This is a genomic window from Desulfotignum phosphitoxidans DSM 13687 (genome assembly GCF_000350545.1).
GTDB lineage: Bacteria > Desulfobacterota > Desulfobacteria > Desulfobacterales > Desulfobacteraceae > Desulfotignum > Desulfotignum phosphitoxidans.
Genome location: NZ_APJX01000001.1, coordinates 762,135 through 782,569, shown reverse-complemented (window position 1 = coordinate 782,569; position 20,435 = coordinate 762,135). Strand labels below are relative to the sequence as shown.

General features: G+C 51.6%; 15 protein-coding genes. 8 read left to right on the top strand and 7 right to left on the bottom strand.

What is annotated here, in order from left to right; translation table 11 throughout:
* Nucleotides 1-8 precede the first annotated feature (8 nt).
* From DPO_RS03655 to DPO_RS03635, 5 genes are all read left to right on the top strand, one after another.
* Nucleotides 9-827: an SDR family oxidoreductase gene (locus DPO_RS03655; protein WP_006964338.1), complete on the top strand. Its 819-nt coding sequence runs from the start codon at nt 9-11 to the stop codon at nt 825-827.
* 75 nt (nt 828-902) lie between these two features.
* A complete protein-coding gene (locus DPO_RS03650; protein WP_040011422.1) occupies nt 903-1,106 on the top strand; it encodes a hypothetical protein in 204 nt (67 codons plus the stop codon).
* A 193-nt stretch (nt 1,107-1,299) separates the two neighbouring features.
* Nucleotides 1,300-3,381, top strand: a complete 2,082-nt coding sequence (locus DPO_RS24420) for a transporter substrate-binding domain-containing protein (protein ID WP_006964337.1) — start codon at nt 1,300-1,302, stop codon at nt 3,379-3,381.
* A 30-nt stretch (nt 3,382-3,411) separates the two neighbouring features.
* Nucleotides 3,412-3,939, top strand: coding sequence for a YybH family protein (locus DPO_RS03640; RefSeq protein ID WP_160166887.1), 528 nt, complete (start codon nt 3,412-3,414; stop codon nt 3,937-3,939).
* Between the two features lie 376 nt (nt 3,940-4,315).
* Nucleotides 4,316-6,214 (top strand): hybrid sensor histidine kinase/response regulator, encoded by a 1,899-nt coding sequence (locus DPO_RS03635; protein WP_006964335.1) that lies wholly within the window; start codon nt 4,316-4,318, stop codon nt 6,212-6,214.
* 523 nt (nt 6,215-6,737) lie between these two features.
* Here the strand turns inward: DPO_RS03635 and DPO_RS03625 are convergent.
* Entirely contained in the window at nt 6,738-7,916 is a 1,179-nt protein-coding gene (locus tag DPO_RS03625; RefSeq protein WP_006964333.1) for a hypothetical protein, read from the bottom strand.
* Between the two features lie 238 nt (nt 7,917-8,154).
* Between DPO_RS03625 and DPO_RS25765 the strand changes: the two genes are divergently transcribed.
* The 3 genes from DPO_RS25765 to DPO_RS03610 are packed head-to-tail and all read left to right on the top strand — an operon-like array spanning nt 8,155 to nt 12,918.
* A complete protein-coding gene (locus tag DPO_RS25765; RefSeq protein ID WP_006964332.1) occupies nt 8,155-9,081 on the top strand; it encodes a cache domain-containing protein in 927 nt (308 codons plus the stop codon).
* A 29-nt stretch (nt 9,082-9,110) separates the two neighbouring features.
* Nucleotides 9,111-11,828: a hybrid sensor histidine kinase/response regulator gene (locus DPO_RS03615; protein ID WP_006964331.1), complete on the top strand. Its 2,718-nt coding sequence runs from the start codon at nt 9,111-9,113 to the stop codon at nt 11,826-11,828.
* Complete coding sequence (locus DPO_RS03610; RefSeq protein ID WP_006964330.1) at nt 11,821-12,918, top strand: response regulator; 1,098 nt, start codon at nt 11,821-11,823, stop codon at nt 12,916-12,918. The genes DPO_RS03615 and DPO_RS03610 overlap by 8 nt, the downstream gene beginning before the upstream one ends.
* Nucleotides 12,919-12,941: 23 nt before the next feature.
* Here DPO_RS03610 and DPO_RS03605 read toward each other — a convergent pair whose 3' ends face one another.
* The 6 genes from DPO_RS03605 to clsB all read right to left on the bottom strand — a co-directional run bounded on the left by DPO_RS03605 (nt 12,942) and on the right by clsB (nt 20,433).
* A complete protein-coding gene (locus DPO_RS03605) occupies nt 12,942-13,511 on the bottom strand; it encodes a spore coat protein U domain-containing protein (protein WP_006964329.1) in 570 nt (189 codons plus the stop codon).
* Nucleotides 13,508-15,877, bottom strand: coding sequence for a fimbria/pilus outer membrane usher protein (locus DPO_RS03600; RefSeq protein WP_006964328.1), 2,370 nt, complete (start codon nt 15,875-15,877; stop codon nt 13,508-13,510). Before DPO_RS03600 ends, DPO_RS03605 begins: the two co-directional genes overlap by 4 nt.
* Complete coding sequence (locus DPO_RS23655; RefSeq protein WP_006964327.1) at nt 15,846-16,628, bottom strand: fimbrial biogenesis chaperone; 783 nt, start codon at nt 16,626-16,628, stop codon at nt 15,846-15,848. The genes DPO_RS03600 and DPO_RS23655 overlap by 32 nt, the downstream gene beginning before the upstream one ends.
* Before the next feature lie 49 nt (nt 16,629-16,677).
* Entirely contained in the window at nt 16,678-17,205 is a 528-nt protein-coding gene (locus DPO_RS03590; RefSeq protein WP_006964326.1) for a Csu type fimbrial protein, read from the bottom strand.
* A 619-nt stretch (nt 17,206-17,824) separates the two neighbouring features.
* Complete coding sequence (locus DPO_RS03585) at nt 17,825-19,138, bottom strand: DUF2254 domain-containing protein (protein ID WP_006964325.1); 1,314 nt, start codon at nt 19,136-19,138, stop codon at nt 17,825-17,827.
* Nucleotides 19,139-19,242: 104 nt separating this feature from the next.
* Entirely contained in the window at nt 19,243-20,433 is a 1,191-nt protein-coding gene (clsB, locus tag DPO_RS03580; protein WP_006964324.1) for a cardiolipin synthase ClsB, read from the bottom strand.
* Nucleotides 20,434-20,435 lie beyond the last annotated feature (2 nt).

Genomic DNA, 20,435 nt, shown 5'->3' with positions numbered 1-20,435 from the left:
CAAAGACGATGAAACCAAAGCAAGCGTCATTAAAAACCGTATTGATCACAGGCGCATCTTCCGGCATCGGCAAATGTACGGCCGCGTATCTGGCCGCAAAGGGATTTCGGGTGTATGGCACATCCCGCAGGCCTGAATCCTGTCCAGAAATAAAAAATGGTTTCATAATACCCATGGATGTCCGGGATACTGCTTCTGTGAAAAAAGCCATTGCACATATTGTCGAAAAAGAAGGGCATATCGATATCCTGGTAAACAATGCCGGGGTTGGTATCGCCGGTACGGTTGAAGACACATCCACAGAAATGGCCAAAGCGCTGTTTGATACCAATTTTTTCGGCATCTGCCGCGTATTGCAGGAAGTGCTCCCGGTGATGAGACAACAGTCCGAAGGACTCATCATCAACATGAGTTCCATTGGGGGCATCATCGGGCTTCCCTTTCAGGGGATCTATTCGGCATCCAAATTTGCTGTGGAAGGACTTTCAGAAGCCTTATACAAAGAGTTGTCCCTGTCAGCCATCAACGTGGTCCTGATCGAACCCGGGGACTTTAAAACCGAATTTACGGCCAACCGGCAGACCATTAACACAACCCATCATGCCGATAAATTCCAGCGCACAATGAAAGTCATTGAAAATGATGAACAAAACGGTCAGCCGCCGTTGAAAATTGCGTATCTCATTGAAAAGATCATCCACACCCCCACCCCCCGGTTGCGATATGCCGTGGGGGCGTTTGATCAGAAATTATCCCTGGTTTTAAAAAAAATCTTGCCCAACCGATGGTTTGATCAAATCATCATGTCGTATTATCAGCTGAAATAGTGGCTGAAACGAAAGGGGAAGGCAGCGCCGGCAGCCCAGACGGTTCAGGGCGTATCCGGCACCTCCGCCCTGGGCATGCCCCAGGACCGGATTGCAAAGAGACTGGGCCTGGCCCGGACATCGTTTCAATACCATTTGCCGAAAATGGCAGCGTTGCCAAATTCGGCAAAAGCCGATTTTTCCCGGGGATTCACCGTTGCCCAGGTGACGCAAAAGTACGGCTGGCCTGATCCTGGATCCCATGGCCGGGGGCGGCGTGATCCCGGATACCTGCCTTGAGATCGAACTTTTTACATGAAATATTTCATCTGATCAAGGGCTTTTATGACCTGTCAGCGCCCGGGTATGTGATTGTCCGGGACCAAAACAATTGACATGCGGGCATTTCATTGATATGGCATTCATGATAGGGAAAAACTATTCCGCTCCCTAAATATCAACTGTTTTATTAACGTATGAGGATTCCTTCAGATTGATAAACCATGTTTTTCGAATCATTGCGGTCCTTTTAATTGTTTTTCCTTTCATCAGTTGTGAGACGAAAAATTACAAAGATCCCCTGACCCCGGAAGAAAGAGCGTGGCTGATTCAGCATGATGGAAAGATAACACTGGCCGTTGAAGCAGGTTATGCACCCTTTGCATTTATTGATGAGAACGGTGAGAGCCGGGGGCTGGCAACGGAATATATCGCGTTGCTGGAAAACAAATTGAATTTCAAAATCAATAAAATCAAGTTCAACTCACTGAACGAAATCCTGGATGCGGCCAAAAACAAAGAAATCGACATCGTAAATGCAGTGACCCGGACCCAGAATCGGGCACAGTATCTGCTTTTTACAAAACCGTTTATCGAAATACCGAACGTGATCATTGTCAGAAAGGATCAAAAAAAATCTCTTTCAGTCGGCCAGATGAAAAACATGAAAGTATCTCTGGTTAAAGGCTATGCCATTACAGAATACCTGATCACTAATTACAATGACCTGGAGATTGAACCGGTTCCGGATGATCTGACCGCACTGTTGAATGTCTCTTTCAGCCGGACGGATGCGGCAATTATAGACCTGGCGACTGCCTCATATTTTATGGAACAGAAAGGAATTACAAACCTTCGCATCGCAGGAGATACCGGCCATGATATAAAGCTCGCCATCGCTTCCAGAAATGATTGGCCTGTATTGAACCGAATTTTAGCAAAAGGCCTGTCAACGATCACGGATAATGAGCGGGAACTCATTAAAAACAGATGGTTTTCTTTGGGTCGGCTCAGCCTGCTCGAAAGTCAGGAATTCTGGACCATTATATTAACAGCTTTCTCTGTTTTCCTGGTATTTCTCGGATTGATACTGGTTTGGAACCGGATTTTAAAGCGGGAGGTTGCGCAACGTACAAGCCAGTTAAAAAAAGAACTGATTGAACGAACAACCGCTGAAAATGAGATAAAAAAACAGAAACGCCTGTTTGAAACCATGTTCAACACCATACCGGATGGCGTTGTCATAACGAACACACAACGTGAAATCCTGCTGGCAAACAAGGGGATGGAAGCCACATTCGGCTATCTGCCGGGGGATCTTGTGGGAAAATCCACCCAGATGCTTTATGCGGACACATCCAGATATCATGAGGCAGGGACCAGCGTTTTCAACCGTAACGCCAAACGCTCTGGTGAATTATATGTGACTCGCTACCGGAATAAAAACGGCAGAGAATTTTCCGGTGAAACTTTCGGGGCAAAGCTGGTTGATGAAAACAATAACTGGATCGGCAATTTGGGAATCATGCGTGACATCACGGAACGGGAACAATCTGAAATACGGATTCAGCAGGCCCAGAAAATGGAATCTGTGGGCCGGCTGGCCGGCGGTGTGGCCCATGACTTCAATAACATGCTGGGGGTGATTCTGGGACACACGGAACTGGCCCTGTTGCAGGCAGATGAACATCACGAGCTGCATGATGATCTCAAAGAAATTCAGAAAGCGGCCAAACGGTCGGCGGACATCACCAGGCAGCTGCTGGCCTTTGCCAGAAAACAGACCATTTCTCCCAGACAGCTGGATTTGAACGATACCGTGGAGAGAATGCTCAATATGCTGCGCCGGCTCATTGGTGAAGACATCGATCTGGTGTGGCAACCCTCTGCCCATCTGTGGCCGGTAAAAATGGACCCGTCACAGATCGACCAGATCCTTGCCAACCTGTGTGTCAATGCACGAGATGCCATTGGGGGCGTGGGCAAACTCACCATAGAAACCGGGAAAAAATCATTTGATGAGGAATATTGTAGTAAACACCCAGGTTTCATCCCCGGTGATTTTGTCCTGCTGGCGGTCAGTGACAATGGGTGCGGCATGGACAAAGAGGTACTGGGTAACCTGTTCGAGCCGTTTTTCACCACCAAAGATGTCGGCAAAGGCACGGGTTTAGGGCTTGCAACAATCTTTGGCATTGTCAAACAGAACAACGGTTTTATCAATGTATACAGTGAACCCGGTCAGGGTTCCACTTTCAGAATCTACCTCCCCCGGATTTTTACTAATGATGGTTGATTTCACACAACTGAAAAAATGGTAAAAATAATGAAAAAGATTGTACTGGTGGTGGTTTTATTAACAACATTTTTTTGTGGGATTTCAGCCATAGCTGAAGAACCTCGTAACGCTGAAAAGGATTCATTCATGAAATCATCTGCTGACTTGGATAAAACAGGCATCGTAAAGGAAGTAACCGATCGTTTCACACAACTCGTAGCCGCAATCAATCAAAAGGATATCGCTGCATGGGAAAAGTATTACAGCAAAAATGAGTTTGTTTCCGCCGTCGCAGGAGGCGTTTTTTTTGCCACGCGAAGTGACTGGGTTCAAGCGATCACATCCAACTTTTCCATGAGAGATAGTCAGCAATTGAAAGTGCGCGAGGTCAAGGTTTTTCCTCTGGCTCCAGACACGGCGCTACTTACAAGTCAAAACAGGGTCGATATGCAGTTGAAGAACGGCCAGGCTACAATATCCACGCATGTATACACAATGATCTGGAAAAAAGGCAAATCTGGCTGGCAAATTATACATTCCCATGAATCCTGGGTGAATGAGCCGGCCAGGAAATAGAAATTTCGTTTATGTTTTAATGAATAAAATGGTTTCAAGTCCAGGAACTCTTTCGAATTCGCTTTTATTTTCTGTAGCCAATAATTCAGAAACAGTCACTGCGCTGATATATACATCGCCATATTCTTCCCAGGGTAAAAAATCTATCTGAAATTTCGATCGCTCAGACAGGCCAATCGTGCAGAACGCGTTTCAGAAACAAGGTCATATATGACCCAAGGTTGGATATGGCCTTATTCCGTGTTTTTTTCCTGTGTGGAAAAGATGCCGGCGATTAAGATTTCCGATATATTTCAACCGGATGATTGTTGATATGTTTGGTATTGCCGGCATGGCACACAACTTGATTGTAATATATTAAAAAGAGGAGGGCGCTATGGTAAAAATTCTGATAGACCAGTTATCTGAAAATATCGTAGAGACAATACATGAACCCCTTTTGGTGCTGGATTCAGACCTGAAGGTCATCTTGGCAAACCGCAGTTTCATTGATTCATTCAAGGTAACGCGAAAAGAAACTTTAGGCAGTTTTGTCTATGATCTTGGCAACGGACAATGGGATATTCCCCGGTTAAGAGAACTGCTTGAAAAAGTTCTCCCTGAAAAAAACCCGTTTGACAACTATGAGGTTGAACACAATTTTGCCGCCATCGGCAGGCGCATCATGCTTTTGAATGGCCGGCAGATTGAACAGGCCGCGGGCAAAGGGCAAATCATCCTTCTGGCCATCGAGGACATTACCGAGCGCAGGCAATTGGAAATGTTATTGGCGGATTCTGAAAAGCGCTACAGGCGACTTTTTGAGACCGCAAACGACGGGATATTGCTTCTCGAAAAAAACGAAGGGCATATCGCCCAGGCCAACCCGGCTGTCACGTCGATGCTGGGTTATTCCACCAGCGAATTCTTCGGAAAAAAATTAAAGGATGTCGGGTTTCCGGATCATATGGGAACGATTCAAGCGTTATTGCAGGCCCTGGAGCAGAACGGCATTGTTCATTACAACGATACGCCGATACATAAGAAGACGGGGGAAGTGTTATATAGCGACATTTATATGGTTGACAAGGCAGATCTGGTTCAATGCAACATCCGGGACGCCACCCGGCATCGAAATCTTGAAGCCCAGCTGCGCCAGGCCCAGAAGATGGAGGCAGTCGGTTCGCTGACAGGCGGCATTGCTCATGATTTCAACAACATACTCAATGTGATCATAGGGTATGGCACCATGGTAAAGGACAGGCTGGACCCCGGCAGCCCTGCAATGGAAAACATGAACGAGGTACTCACTGCTGCTGACAGGGCTGCGGAACTTATCCGAAAACTGCTTGTCTTCAGCCGAGAACGGATTGTTGAAGTGAAATCCGTCAATATCAATGCACTTATCTTTGATTTACAGAAAATGCTTGTCCGGATAATCAAGGAAAGTATCGAATTTCATTTGGACCTTGCAAACAGGTCCTTGATCGTGCGGGCGGATGCCGGGGAGATAGAACATGTGCTGATAAACCTTGCCACAAACGCCAGAGACGCAATGCGTGAGGGCGGACGGCTGACCATCAGCACCGGGCTCAGTGAAATGGATGAAGAATCCGTTGCCGCATACGGATATGGAAAGCCCGACAGGTATGTGCGGATCACGGTTGCGGATACAGGGACGGGAATGGATGCAAAAACTCAGAAAAAAATATTCGACCCTTTTTTTACCACAAAAGACGTTGGCAAAGGGACCGGGCTTGGCCTTGCCGTTTCCTATGGAATTATAAAACAGCATAACGGATACATCAACGTTTACAGCGAACCGGGACAAGGCACGGTTTTTAACATATTTTTGCCCCTGAGCGAAGAAACAGCAACCGGGGATGAAAAGGCGGATGCCGCCGCCCCTGTGATGGGCGGGAATGAGACCGTCCTGGTAGCCGAGGACGAGACGTCCCTGAGAAAATTGATCAAAACCGTGCTGGAGTCCTCTGGTTACTGTGTTATTCTCGCAGAGGACGGACAAGATGCGGTCACGAAATTCATGGAGAACAGGGAACGTATCAATCTGGTTATGCTGGATATGATCATGCCCAAGAAAAGCGGCAAAGAGGTCTGTGAGGTGGTCAGAAAAATGGATCCCCGGATGAAAGTGCTCTTTGCAAGCGGATATGCCATGAATAACATCACGAAAAAAGAAATGACAAAGGACGTTTTTGACTTCATCCACAAACCTTTCCGGCCGAAAGACCTTTTGATAAAAGTCAGGGAGATTCTGGACCGGCAAGGCAAGTAGAGGTTGAACATGTTAAAAAACAGCGAACAACCCTTTGTGGGGATTGAAAAAAACAGAATCAGATTCTTTTTTTATATCGGTTCCGTGTCGGGAATCATTCTACTCGCAGTTGTCCTTTCATTCATTTACTCACATAGTTTGAACCAGGAATACTCTGATAAAATCCAGCAATTCTCGGTGAAGGTCTAAAATTCCCAGAAAAATGTCAATCCACCAAAATTCAGTCCGATGTCAGCTGAGAATTAGGATTTTTCAGCCCAAATCGCAGGCATTTATGTATCAGGTTTGTGGAAAATGTCAAGAAAACCGGATAGAAGCCAATAGAGATCCATTGACCTGAAACGGCCTTGATGAATCAGAATCATTTGTTGACCGGGCGAAGCAAATTTTCATGGAGCACGAATATCGGTTGGTGGGGAGATCACAAAACCAAGCAGTGATTCCCAATTTTCGAATATTATGACCCGGATTGTACAACGCAACTGGTTCCAGAATTCTTTTTTTGCACTGAATTTGGCCCTGGCTATTTGGTACAAAGGGTCTTTGAGTTCAATGATTTGATGCATAAAAAAAGCCAGCAGGGTAAACAGGAAAAAATTGAATGATAAGTTCTTTTTCCATGGCCATAGTTGTGCTCAGCATGATAACCAAGATTTTTCAGGGTATTGAAATTTTCGTTTTCAATTTTCCATTTTGCCCGACCTGCCTTGACAAGCTTTTTCACATTGTTGCCAGTGACCCGGATATCAGTGACCCAGCTGTTTTTATAGGTGATTTTATCTCCATCCCGGATGATGCTGTATTCAAAAAAATTGACCAGCGGTGCTGATTTGTTTCCATTCAACCTGATATCATTGATCCATTCATATCTATGAATGGCGCCCTCGTTATCCTGCCACTCCAAAAGGTGAGCCTGGTCCAGATCCTCTTTTTCTATGAGTTGATCGAATAAAACCTTATGGCTGCTGGGCTTTGCTATCAGAATATATGACATTTTGTTTTGATTGAGAGCCTCAATAAACGGCTGCCTTGAATACAGATCATCGGCTGTAATCACGATCTCCAGTTTTGGATGCTCTTGTCGAATCCGGTTTAAAAAGCGCTTGCCGGCGTTGATCTCACAATCCTGTTTTTTTGAACCATCACTGTTTTTGATTGGTTCCGGTGCCAACGGGACCACCTGTTTTTTTTCTGGATGCACAATAGACGCGCCCAAAACTTTATGGGAGTAATTAATGGTTCCATTTTTGTAACCCTTTGTTAAACATGAGGGGCAGTTGATAGTTTCTGAACTGAAATACTGTGTACCATCAATGGGCAGGAGATACCCCTCATCCAGAAATTGAAAAGGTTGCAACTGATTTCCCCGTTGCAGCAGTCGGAAAAAATCGTTGAAAATTGGAAGCAGCTTTTGAGAAGGTATGGCATCAATGATGTCTCTTAATTGGTTGTCTTTGGGAATCGTTTCAACTTGAAACAACGTCTGCAGATTATTCATTTGCGTCTGTTCCTGCAGACGTCTTTGAAATTCGAGCATTGAAGCATCTTGAAAATACATCATGGCAAGGGCGCTCAGACAGGCATCATGCATGGAATGCTTGATTTTTCCAACCTGCCGCATCTCAATCTCAGCGATTTCATTGACGCGGGCTGAGACCGACTTTCTGAGGTTTGAAAAACCAAGTTTTGTTCCAGTATTCAAGCTGATAGCTCCCAAGTATTGTGCATTTGGATAAAGCTATCATAAAATGATAAAAAAGTCTAGTTTATATTTTCAATTATTTCAATTAGTTATAAAATATTTAAATTTCCCGTCAAGGAGATTACGGCTTTGTGATGCCTCAGGCAATGCCAGTGAGATTGGAAAAAATATTACGAAGTAAAAAAAATATCTGATGCATGAAAAGCCGATTTTACAGCATTTTTAGGTTCACCGAGAATTGCTGGATAAAATCAATCAGTTATCGACATCTATCATAGATGAAAAAAAAAGATTTCTGCGGAACTCAGTTGAACGGACAATATATTATATTCAGCAGGAAAGGGCTCGGGTCAGTCACGAATACGCTTCCAAGGGTCTGACAAAAGAACAGATAAAATCTGAAAGCGTAGATCGTATCAGCAAATATATCCGGGAGATGCGTCTTATCGATGACGGCTATGTATGGGTCAATCGTATCGTTGATTATAAGGGTGGTGACAACTATGCGGTACGCCAGATCCATCCCAATCTTCCCGAAACCGAAGGGACGTGGCTCTCTACCCATACTATGGATATCAAGGGGGGCCGCCCTTACGAAGAAGAACTGAACGGGGTTAAAAAGAATGGGGAGTTGTATTTCGAATATTATTTCAAAAAAATGAATTCAGAAAAAATCGCGCATAAAATGACCTTTGCCAAGCTCTACAAGCCATATGACTGGGTCGTTGCAACGGGTGTTTATCTTGATGATGTGGATCAGCTTATTGAGAAAGAAACCCGAAAGATGCAGCAGACACTCAACAGACAAAGGCTTCGCTCGTTTTCGATTGCATTTTTTGCTTCCCTGATATCAATTGTGGTGATCGTGTTTTTTGAAAGGCAGATGGGTCGTTTAATATCATCCTATGAGAACAGAATTCAAAAGCATACAAACAGCTTAGTGGAGCAGAAAGAAAAAGCGGAAAAAGCATTACGCGAAGTAAAGCAATTGAAGGGAATGCTCCCCATCTGTTCACATTGCAAGAAAATACGTGATGACAAAGGATATTGGAATCAAATTGAAAAATATATCCATGAACATTCAGATGCTCAGTTCAGTCATGGTATCTGCCAGGAATGTGCCAAAAAATATTACCCTGACTTCAACATTTCTGAAGATGTATGAGAAGCTGGAAAAGACCCTTGGAGGGATCGATGATGAATGATGAAAAGGCCATCCATACGCATTCGCTTGCCAGGAAACTGCTGCCCTACGTGGTTTTGGCAATTCTGCTTTCCCTGTCTGTCGCAGCCTGGCTGTTTTTTAAAAACATGTATGTTGAAAGGGCGCAGCAACGGTTCGATGAATATATCACTCCGAAAATCGATCACAAAATTGACTTCAAACTCTACGACGGCCCAGACATCTCGCCCGCAGCCCTGATGTTTGATTCACATGTTTTGCCCGGTTCACGGAATGGAAGACACCGGCCCATGTTCTCGGAAACCCGGACCCTGGATCTTTATGGTCATCAATGGACCCTGGCAATCGGAACATCGCCTGTTTTCGAGGCTGAGGTGGATTTCTATATTCCCAAAATCATTCTTGGCAGCGGAATTATCATCAGCCTGTTGATATTTCTCCTTCTTAAAACGGTGGGAGATTCGGGCCAGCGCGCGGAATCTTTGGCCCGTCAAATGACCCTGGATCTGCGTCAGAGCGACGAGGTGCTGCGACGTATGTCTGAATTGCTCAGCATCAGCGGACGTATTGCAAAGATCGGCGGCTGGGAATTAGATCTGGAAACCCAAAGGATGACCTGGACGGAGGAAACCTATCGCATTCATGAAATGGATCCTTCCCACCAGCTGGATCTCACCACGGGCTTCAACTTTTACACGCCGGAGTCACAGCCGATCATTACCGCAGCTGTGCAGGCCGCCATCGATAAGGGCGAGCCATATGATCTTGACCTGCAACTGATCACAGCCCGGGGGAAAACGATTTGGGTACGCGCTCTGGGAATCGCCGAACGACGCGACGACAGAACCGTTCGTCTGCTTGGCGCATTTCAGGACATCACCGAACGCAAGCAGGCAGAAAACGATTTGCGGGTCAGCGAAGCCCAGGTCCGCTCGCTCATGAACAACTCGCCCATCGGCTTCGCCCTGCTCGACCTGGAGGGCCATTTTCTTGACGTCAATGCCGCTTTATGTCAAATGACAGGGTATTCAAAAGATGAATTGCGCCAGAACACCTTACAGGTCATCACCCATCCCCACGATCTGGATACGGATGTTGCTTATGTACGCCAGATGCTGAAAGGTGAGATCGCTGCCTACCGGATAAAGAAGCGCTACATTCACAAGGACGGACATACTGTCTGGGGACTGTTGTGTGTATCGCTGGTCAATAACAAAGACGGCTCGCCAAACTATTTTATTTCTCAGTATGTGGACATCTCCGCCGAAACACAGTCCGAAAAGAACCATATCGCCATGCTGGCTGCCGAGGCGGCCAACCGGCAAAAGAGCCTGTTTTTGTCCAACATGAGCCATGAGATCCGCACCCCCATGAACGCCATTATGGGATTTGCCCAGGTCCTGGATCGCGATTCTTCACTGACCCCCGGGCAGAAGAAGCAGATTCGCATCATCAACCGCAGCGGCCAGCATTTGCTGCGGCTGATCGACGATATCCTCGACATATCGAGGATCGAGGCCGGAAGGATCCGGCTGAATCCCATCGTCTTCGGACTTGAGGACTTCCTGGACGATGTGGAGAATATGTTCCAGTCCCGGGCCGAGGCCAAAGGGCTTACATTGATCGTCGAACGGGATGCCGGGCTTCCGGGCTGGGTGCGTGGCGACGAGGGCAAGCTGCGTCAGGTACTGGTCAATCTGCTGGGCAATGCAGTCAAGTTCACTGAAAGCGGCGGGGTCAGCCTGCGGGCGTGCAGCGAGCCTGCGGCAAAACATACGGGCAAGGGCAAAAAGCCCCTGCGGCTGGTCTTTGAGGTGGAGGACAGCGGCCCGGGAATTGCTGAATCCGATCAGGAGCGCATCTTTCACGCATTTGAACAGGTAGCGTCAGAACGCATAATTCAAGGAACCGGTTTGGGCCTTTCCATCTCCCTCAGGCTGGTGAAGATAATGGGCGGCACACTGACAGTGGAAAGTGTGGTGGGCAAAGGCAGTTGCTTTGGCTTCAGCGTGCTGTGCGAGCCGGCCGAGGCCATACAGAAATCAAAAGCGCCAAAATTGCCTGAAGTGGTGGGGCTGGAACCCGGCAGCGGCCCCTGGCGAGTGCTGGTGGTGGATGATGTGTTGTCCAACCGCGCCCTGTTGCACGCCCTGCTGTTGTCCCTGGGTTTTGAGGTACAGGAAGCGGAAAACGGCGCAGAGGCCATTGAAATATTTGAAGCATGGGCCCCTCATGCCGTGCTCATGGACATGCGCATGCCCGTGATGGACGGTTACGAGGCGACCCGGCGCATCAAGGCCACGGACAAGGGCCGTACCACGCCCGTGATCGCGGTGACGGCCTCCGTCTTCATGGGCAGGGAGGAGGAGGTCATGGCTACGGGGGTATCCGCTTTCCTGCGCAAACCATTCCGGCCCGAGGAACTGTACGAAACCCTGGGGGAATATCTGGACCTGCGGTATGTGTATGCCGATGAACCGTCCGAAGCCCCGCAACAGCCCAGGGCCGTCGCACTTACGCCGGAGGCCCTGGCCGCCCTTCCCCGGGACCTGGTCCAGGACATGGCAGAAGCCGTGGCCGAGGGCGACATGGCCCGCCTGACGGAGTTGATCCGCCGGGTTGAAGATCTGGATGAATCCGCGGCCCGGGGGTTGAAGACCCTGGCCGACCAGTACGATTACACAAAACTCAATGAACTGCTGGGCAAAGGAGGGAACAACAATGGATGAAAGAACGGAGACTGCAACCCTCATGGTGGTGGACGATACCCCGGCAAACCTGAATCTTCTAAGGGATATGCTGAAGGGCAAAAATTACCGGGTGCTGACTTTCCCCGACGGCAGGATGGCCCTGAACGCTGCGGCCAAAAACCCGCCGGATCTGATCCTGCTGGACATCATGATGCCGGAGATGGACGGCTTTGAGGTCTGCAAACGCCTCCAGGCCGATGACGTGCTCAAGGAGATCCCCGTGCTGTTCATCAGCGCCCTCACGGAAGTGACGGACAAGGTCAAGGCGTTTTCCGCAGGGGGGGTGGATTACGTGACCAAACCCTTCCAGTTCGAGGAGGTCAGCGCCCGGGTGGAGACCCACCTGCGCCTGCGCAAAATGAAGATCGAACTGGAGAAGTACAATCTTCATCTGGAAGAACGGGTGAACGAACAGGTCAAAGATATCTCCGACTCGCAACTGGCCACACTCCTGGCCGTCTCCAAAATGGCGGAATACAGGGACGATGAAACCGGGCACCACATCGAACGCACCCGGACGTTTTGCAGGATCATCGCCGAGCACTTGCGAACCAATCCGCGCTATGAAAACAGCATCAGCGACGTTTATGTGGAAAACATCTTTCACGCCGCGCCTCTGCACGATATCGGCAAGGTGGGCATTGCCGACAGCATCCTTTTAAAACCCGGCAAGCTCACATTCAAACAATGCGAAATCATGAAGACCCACACAGTGATCGGGGCAAACACCCTGCAAACCGTTCGCGACAAATATCCGAAAAACGCCTTTGTCAACACGGGAATCGCCATTGCCCGATCCCACCACGAAAAATGGGACGGCAGCGGCTACCCCGACGGGCTGGCCGGAGAAGACATCCCCCTGGCCGGCCGCATCATGGCCCTGGCTGATGTCTATGATGCCCTGCGGTCCAAACGTCCTTACAAGCCGGCTTTTTCCCATGAAAAGAGCTGCGGGATCATCCTGGAAGGCGCCGGGCAACATTTCGACCCGGCCGTGATCGAGGTCTTCCATACGGTCAAATCCGAATTTGCCGCGATCCGTCAGCAAATGGCCGATGACGCGCAGTGAACCCGCCATTCTCAAACGCGAAACTAGGGGGTGTTCCGCGTTGTCAGCGTAATGGGAATAAGTGTGTGGTACACACCGGCACTGGCATCGCGCCGGTTTTGCAGCAGGGCATGCACGGGCAGGCGCAGCCGCCGTCGCTCGCCCGGGCCCAGCTCCAGAATGACGCGCAGGGCCCGGGCCCCGTTGCGGTCATCGCCCCAGGGCTCGGTAAACTGTGCATCACGGTAAAAGGCAGCGGCCAGGGTGCTTTGGCCGGCCCGGAGCAAGGCGGTTTGCCGTCCCATGGTCGGGAAGGCCAGCGCCAGCTCCGTGTGACGCACGGCAGTTGATGGGTTCAGGCAGACTACCACCACTTCCCCTTCACCGACAATTCGGGACGGCTGCCGCAGATTGAGCCGGCCAAAGTTGAGGCTGGCGGACACCAGGCTGCATTGTACCTGGGCCAGGTCGCCGGCCAGGGAATCGTCCGTTGCGGCTCCGGCCCAAACCATGACGGGGCGCCACTGCAGAAAAAATATAGACATGGCCATTGCACAGGCCAGCAGCCAGGCATGCCGGCGGGGTGACCTTGCCATCTGCCGGCGCGGGGTCATTTCATGCCCTCCAGATCGCAGGTATATGGGCCCAGCCGTGGCTGCGGGTCCGTGGTGTCTGGGCGTTTGACGATGATGTGGCAAAAGCTGCCTTGATGGGTCACTTCCAATTCCGCCTCTTCAGGCAGATCTGTCAAGTAAGCCTCCCCTCGCAGGCCCACCAATGCGGTTTCGCCGCTCATCAGAACCTTGACGCGGGCACCGGCCGGCACGGGCCGTCCGTCCGGCAGGTGCAGTATGAGCAGGGCCGGTCGCTCGCGCAGCATGGGGAACTCGACCAGCACCCCGCCGCGGCCACGCGGCACGGCTGTAATCTCGGTACGGGTGATGCGGTATTCCAATGGCACCTCTTCGGGCCGCACCGCAAGCAGGTTTTCCTGGTAGGGACTCAAGGTCGTGATGAGCGCCTGCCCGCGGGAATCGCTCACGGCCACCGGCAGATTCCAGCGGTACAACGGGATGCCGGGCGCGTCACCCGTGGTCACCAGGGCAAAGCCGCTGTTGATGGGGGGGGCAAAAAAAGTCCGGCCAGCCAGCACGCCCAAACTGCCGGACGTACGCATGCGCCACGCCTCCCGGTCGGGGCGGACCTCAATATCCAGGCCGTGTTCACCCAGGGCTGAACGGGCGTCGACGCCGGCAAAATAGCTGGACTGGTTGTCATCGTTTGAGGAGAGGTCGCTGCTCAGCCCGAGCCGGTAGGCCATGCCTTTGTCGGTTACGGGCGGGCTGGTGTATTCGGCGCGCATGGTCACAGCGTCCTTCTGCTGTTGAAGGCTGGTGCTGACAAAACCGCGCGATCCCAGCGGGACGTTGAGCGTCAGCAGCACCGTCGTATCATCATCGCTGCGCAGGCCATTAAGCGACACACTAAAGTTTCTGAAGCTTTTGGCCCAGCCCGCTCCGAGGATGGTCCGCGTGCGGTTGTCCCAGGTTGAGAGGCGGCCCCAGGAGGCGCTCACGCTGCCGAGGTTTTCCAGAGAGCGTGCCGCAAACACACGCAGGTCGTTACGCGGCCGCCCCGGTGATTCGACCGTATCTCCCAGCAGGCGAAAATCGTCAGACGCATAGCTGATGCTTGCCCCCGCACTGCTCACCTCGGCCCCCCAGTGCACAGACGCGCCCACCTGATAGCCCGATCCCGCTTCAGATATGCTCTGTGCAAGGCTGGTTTCTCCGATGCTGTTGCCCGGCAGCAGAAAGGTTGCCTTCGCGCCAAGACTCTCGTTGTCCGCGCTGACGGTGCCGCCGAGGCCTAAAGTCAGCCTGCGCGTGAGGCCCCAGCGGTGCGCGCTGGCCAGAAACGGGGTTTGGTAGTCATCCAGCTCGGGTCTCAACAGCCCGGCTGTGTAGCTGAAACTGTGCAGTCCCTGACGGAACAGGCGTTCGGTGTGAATATAGGGGATGGTGACGATGCGTTCGTTGTTGAGTGCATCGCGGATCACCACCTTGACCTGGCCGCTGGTGTCCACCGTGGGCAGACCGCTGATCTCAAACGGGCCCGGCGCGACAGAAAGAGGTGTGCCCACGCGCCGGTCGTTGAGAAAGAATTCCAGCGTGCTGGGCAGGCGGGCCTCATCAAAAATCGTTGGCGTTTCCAGCGTGGAGAAAGTCGGATCCAGGTCAAAATTACTTTGCCAGCTGATGCCGCCGTAGCGCACGCCGGGTACCCCGACCCGGGGTTGCATCACACCATCGCCTACCAAGAGGGTGGTGAGTTTTTCTTCGTTGTCACGCAGGTAGGTGGTGCCCAGACGGCTGAATTTCTGGTCCGGCCGGCCGATGGAGGTCGCGGCCGTTGTGATCTGAAACATGCCCTGTGCCCCAAACAGGGCCAGGCTCTGATTGCTGCCCATGGTCAAAATGCCGGGGTCCGTGTCGTTGACCTGCAGACCGTAGTTCAGCAAGGCGCCGGGCGGCGCCGGCATGGGCGTGCCCGGGTGGGGTGCGTTGAGGTTTATGCGGGTGCCCGTGTACCAGCCGGGCAGTATGTCCAGCGTGATAACGAACCGCTCGGGATCGACGGTGGCTTTCAAACCGTTCCGGCCAAACAGAGGCACGACCTTCATGCCATCCCGTGTCACTGCGGGGACGTCCGAAGCAAACCCCAGCGCCGTAAAATCTTTCAGCGCCATATAAGGCCGAGTCTTTTCATCGAAAACCACAAAAACGAAACCTGGCTCAGGCACACCGTTGACAACGACGGCATAGAAGCCTGAAATTCCGTTGGCCATCACGGTCCCGCCAAGCATCCAGGTTATCATTCCCACATGGAGCAGGCTTTTGAGGACGTCCGTGCGGGAAGGTGAAAACCGCCTGCCCGCGCCGGCGGTCTCAGGGAGAATTGAAAGCACGAATTTCTGCATCGGACACGACCGTGGGTTTAGCGCCATCGTTGGTTATATACAGGATACGCCAGGGTAAAGAAATCTTGCCCGCAGGAACGGCAATGCGCCATTCGCGCCATGATTGGGCCAGTACGGTAAGGCGCCGTTTGCTGGCATATTCGAGTTCGGGGTCCGGGCCAATCTGGCAACTCAGGCCAACCATGTTCAGCACTGCGCGCCTGTTCCCTAAGTTCTTAGCACGGATCACCACGACGTCAACTTCCGCGTTCATGGACCAGACCAGCGCAGGCTTGGCACCACGACCGGCCGGAGCCACAAAGACCGGCAGCAGGTGCTGCAGGGTAAATTCGATGACGCCCGCCTCTGCACCAGGATCTATCTGGGTTGGCACTGAGGACACCTGCGTTGGAACTTCTGTCAGTATCAGGCGGTAGGCCTGCTCCACCTGGAGCTGAACGGGATTGCGAAAACCGATACGCACGATCTGTGAAGCAGATGGCCCCAGCGTAAACAGGGGCGGACTGGCAATGAAGTCTTCCGTGGCCTCATGGCGGTCCGCGCCTTCAACGACCCGCCAGTCCAGCACCGTAACCTGGTACAGCACCTCTCTTTCACGTTCGTTGCGGACCGAAACAATGGCGCGACCGTTAGCCGGTACGTCGATGACGGTCGGACGGATGGTGGTCGCGGCGGTGGCGGATATCGCGAGAACGGCCATTGCAAGGCAGGCCATTGCAAGGCAGGCCGGCATTCCCAGCTGTTGCACCATTCGGCGGGCCGGGGGTACCGGGCGTGTTATCGGTTCTTGCACCCACATCTTAATACGAGATGGTGACGATCACGGTATCGGCATAGGTCCCGGGTTCCTGAGTGGCGGTTTCCGCAGCCTTTATCCGTCCGTAAATCATGACGTCCTGATTCTCACCGTTGCCCACCGTCGTGGTCAGCAGGTTGTTGAGCGCGACCGCCGTGGCACCAATCTCTGTGGCCCGGGTCGCATCAATGTAGACCACATAGGGCAGCCGGAAGGTGGTCGACGCCATTTGCCTGCGGTACTCAGCACCCGTGCCGCCGGTGGTGATGTGGTTGAGGCCGTCGCCCAGGTCCAGCGTGTAGGGGGTCCCGTTCGTACAGTTGGCCGTGACGGTGGCCGTGGTTTCCTTGGTGATCCCGGGTATCACGGTGCCAAACGCCATCGGACTCGCGCTTATCGTGCAGGCAGTTTCAACATTGGCGGTAACGGTCATGTTTCCCGTATTCGTTTCTGCTTGCACGGATGCAGCCGAACCCAGGACAAATAGCCCAAGGATTGCCAGAACGGCTCGATGGTTCAAATTGAATTTCATGATTTTTCTCCTTCTTTCATTAACGGTTAGGGCTCCCAAACCCGGGAGTCAGGGTAATGTGACATTGCTGCATAACAGGACGTGGAAATGCACTTTCACTCTTGTCGTAAATATGCCTCATTTTGTCGGTTTTTTTTATATTCCCGGGAATACTTTTCCGGAGGGGTCGATTGATTCAATACTTTAGATTGCATTTTTTGTGCCGAGGCTTCAACGCGCAACGGTCCGGACCCATCATCCTGATTTTTAACAATAATCAGGGAAAAAGGCACTCCATGTCCGTCTTTTTTTGCATCGGAAAGAGGGGCATATATGACCGTTGGACAGATATGACCTTTTTAGATACCCCCTTTGTACCGGACTTTCGCTGCAATCTGACGATCTGTCATCTGATCAACTTGTCTCTACTGCCTCGATGCGGCGAGTGGGATTGGTTTCTTCCAAACGTTTCTTCAGTTCACCCTTTGCCTCTCCAGGACCAAAAAGCAAAATGGATTCGGCGTTGCCAAGCACTGAAATGACCTCATCGTAGTAGATATTGAGTTTGTCGGCAAATTTTATATCCTTTTCAAACCATGCCGATTATTCAGCAATTTCCATTACCTGAGCATAAAGCAGATTACGCTTCGAGCGCTTTGCACACGCGCGCTATCCGCGTATCGATCCTTGCACGGTCATGGGCCGACTCGAGGGTGCGTTCAGCCAGTTCACTGATCCATCGCACTTGATCGTGAAGCGCCTGTCGACGGCCCGGGCTGGCCGTCAGACCGGCGATGGTTTCAAGCGCCCCGAGAATCCGCAACATGATGGCGACATTGCCTGTGGCGCTGCTTCGAATTTGATCGAAGGATTCGGCCAGCAATTCTTCAAAGGTCGGTCCCGTGGTGATCATCCTCAGTTCCCCTTCCTCGTAGTGGCGTGAGGCGGGTATTTTCCGAGACGTCAGTCGCGCCAGAATCGCCGTCAGATAATCCACGCACATCACGGCCGTGGTGGTGTCGTTGATGCTGGGAGAAAGTGAACGCAGCGCAATATCCACGATCTGTCGGATGCCGAAAGCAGGATCGTGTTCCACCATGCGGTACCGGTTGATGCTGTATGCCGACTGCAGGTCGACGATGAGCTCTTTTTCCGGCGGGTCCTTCAAAGCGAGCGAGGCCAGCGTGGTATCCTGGACCACAAACGCACCGATGTTTCGTTCCATCCGCACGATGGTCTGGTGTTCCCGCGCCAAACGCAGGAGTGTTGCAATATCCACGTTTTGGATATACCCATTCCCCCTGGCTGCGACTGCCTGCCAGCGACACCCCGACAGAGGGAGCGGTGATTGACCCTCCTCGCCGTCACCCTGTCCGTCTCTAAGCTTGTCTGGAAAATGCCGGTCAACGGCCACCATGGTTTCGGCAGCAACCGAGGCGATGATGGTCGAAGCCTGGATCGAAGAAGCGATGTGATGAATGAAAAAAATGAGGACGCTGATGCCGCCGATTGCCAGAAGGACACCGAAAGACACGGCTATGTTAGGAATAAACCCGCTCTCCTCGCCACCGCGGATGGTGCGTAATACAATCAGGCAATAGGTGAAAATTCCCGTGAAAATTCCGAGAACGACCTGTGTGACGCGGTCACGCATGAAGTTCCGCAGGATGCGCGAGGTGTACTGGCTCGAAGCCAGCGCCAACGTCATCAGAACCATCGAAAACGTGACCCCCACCACGGTCATCATCGAGCCGGCAATCGTGGACAACATCCCGCGCGCGCCCTCCGCACCGACGCCAAACAGGCGCGGCCAGCGGGCCAGCCATTGGTCACTTCCAATGGAACCCGCTTCAACCAAAGCCACCGCAATGGCGATGCTGACGGCAACAATCAGCGAAGGTGCAAACCAAAAGCTTGACCGCAGATTGCTCCAAATTTGCTTGAGTTTATTCATGGTCAGATCTCATTTTAAAATACCCCTCACGTTATATGGATCATGGCCGGAGAAGAAAACCATCATAAAAATAGATCGCATATGGTCAAATGGCCATATATGACCTATCCGGAATCCTTGCCCGGCGCATACCCCGTCATTCCTGTCATGAACCGGACCAGGCCATAGCACAGCCAACTCACCATACGAAGCCGAATGGATTGGCGTTTCCAGCGATTGGGTCGGATCTGACACGCTCCGGCAGCCATCGCCTTTTCCAGGCTGCGTTTCAAGGTCCCGGCAAATTTTTTATCATCCACCACCACATTCGCCTCCAGTGAAAGCAGCAGGCTGAACGGGTCAAGATTCGAAGATCCCACTGTCGACCATTGTTCATCAATCACAGCAACTTTGGCGTGCATGAGGCTGTTGTGATATTCATGGATTTGAATCCCGGCATCCAGAAAACTGCCGTACAGCGCTTTGGATGCATAATACAATAACCGGTATTCCTTTTTTCCCTGCAAAAATAAAACCACCCGGACACCGCGCCCGGCCGCATCCACAAGCGCACGACGAAATTTTGATCCGGGAAAAAAATAGGCATTCGCCAGGATGATTTCCACTTGTGCCTGTTCAATCGCCTGCATATAGGCATCTTCAATATCACGTCGGTGCCGGATATTATCCCGCGCCAGAAAAGCGGCGCGCATACGGCCGCCTGATTCGGGAAAAACCGCTTGCCGGTCCTGGTCCCGGTCCCGGGTGCTGAAACGGGGCCGGATACGAAGACGGGTTTGGATCACCCGGGACCACAACCGTTGGGTGGACACAAGGATATCCCGGACCAGCGGTCCTTCCACATGCACAGCATAGTCATACCGGGGCGAGGGCTGATCGGGGGTATCAAAATCATCGAGAATATTTATGCCTCCCACGAATGCCGCGGTCTGATCAACAATCACAATTTTCCGGTGCAACCGACGCAGCCTCCGGCGCCGAAATGTCCAGGGAGATATCCCGGGCCGGAACTTCATCACCATCACACCGGCTGCATTGAGGTCTGCGACCATGGTTTCCGGCAGATTGTCCGAACCGAATCCATCAATCAGCACGCAGGTTTTCACCCCGCGCAACGCAGCCCGCTTAAGCACGTCTGCAATACGCCGTCCGATGGTGTCATTTTGAAAAATATAGCTGATCAGAAAAATCTCATGTTTTGCCCTGTCCAGTGCCGCTTCCATGACCGGGAAGTATGTTTCGCCATTCTCCAGCAATGTGATCTGATTGCCAGGAACAAAACGGATTCCGGCCATAT

Bases quoted from the DNA above. Each gene is read 5' to 3' on its own strand.
- DPO_RS03655 (WP_006964338.1), top strand. From the start codon at position 9: ATGAAACCAAAGCAAGCGTCATTAAAAACCGTATTGATCACAGGCGCA.
- DPO_RS03650 (WP_040011422.1), top strand. From the start codon at position 903: ATGCCCCAGGACCGGATTGCAAAGAGACTGGGCCTGGCCCGGACATCG.
- DPO_RS03640 (WP_160166887.1), top strand. From the start codon at position 3,412: ATGAAAAAGATTGTACTGGTGGTGGTTTTATTAACAACATTTTTTTGT.
- DPO_RS03635 (WP_006964335.1), top strand. From the start codon at position 4,316: ATGGTAAAAATTCTGATAGACCAGTTATCTGAAAATATCGTAGAGACA.
- DPO_RS03615 (WP_006964331.1), top strand. From the start codon at position 9,111: ATGATGAATGATGAAAAGGCCATCCATACGCATTCGCTTGCCAGGAAA.
- DPO_RS03610 (WP_006964330.1), top strand. From the start codon at position 11,821: ATGGATGAAAGAACGGAGACTGCAACCCTCATGGTGGTGGACGATACC.
- DPO_RS03605 (WP_006964329.1), bottom strand. From the start codon at position 13,511: ATGACCCCGCGCCGGCAGATGGCAAGGTCACCCCGCCGGCATGCCTGG.
- DPO_RS03600 (WP_006964328.1), bottom strand. From the start codon at position 15,877: ATGCAGAAATTCGTGCTTTCAATTCTCCCTGAGACCGCCGGCGCGGGC.
- DPO_RS23655 (WP_006964327.1), bottom strand. From the start codon at position 16,628: ATGGTGCAACAGCTGGGAATGCCGGCCTGCCTTGCAATGGCCTGCCTT.
- DPO_RS03590 (WP_006964326.1), bottom strand. From the start codon at position 17,205: ATGAAATTCAATTTGAACCATCGAGCCGTTCTGGCAATCCTTGGGCTA.
- DPO_RS03585 (WP_006964325.1), bottom strand. From the start codon at position 19,138: ATGAATAAACTCAAGCAAATTTGGAGCAATCTGCGGTCAAGCTTTTGG.
- clsB (WP_006964324.1), bottom strand. From the start codon at position 20,433: ATGGCCGGAATCCGTTTTGTTCCTGGCAATCAGATCACATTGCTGGAG.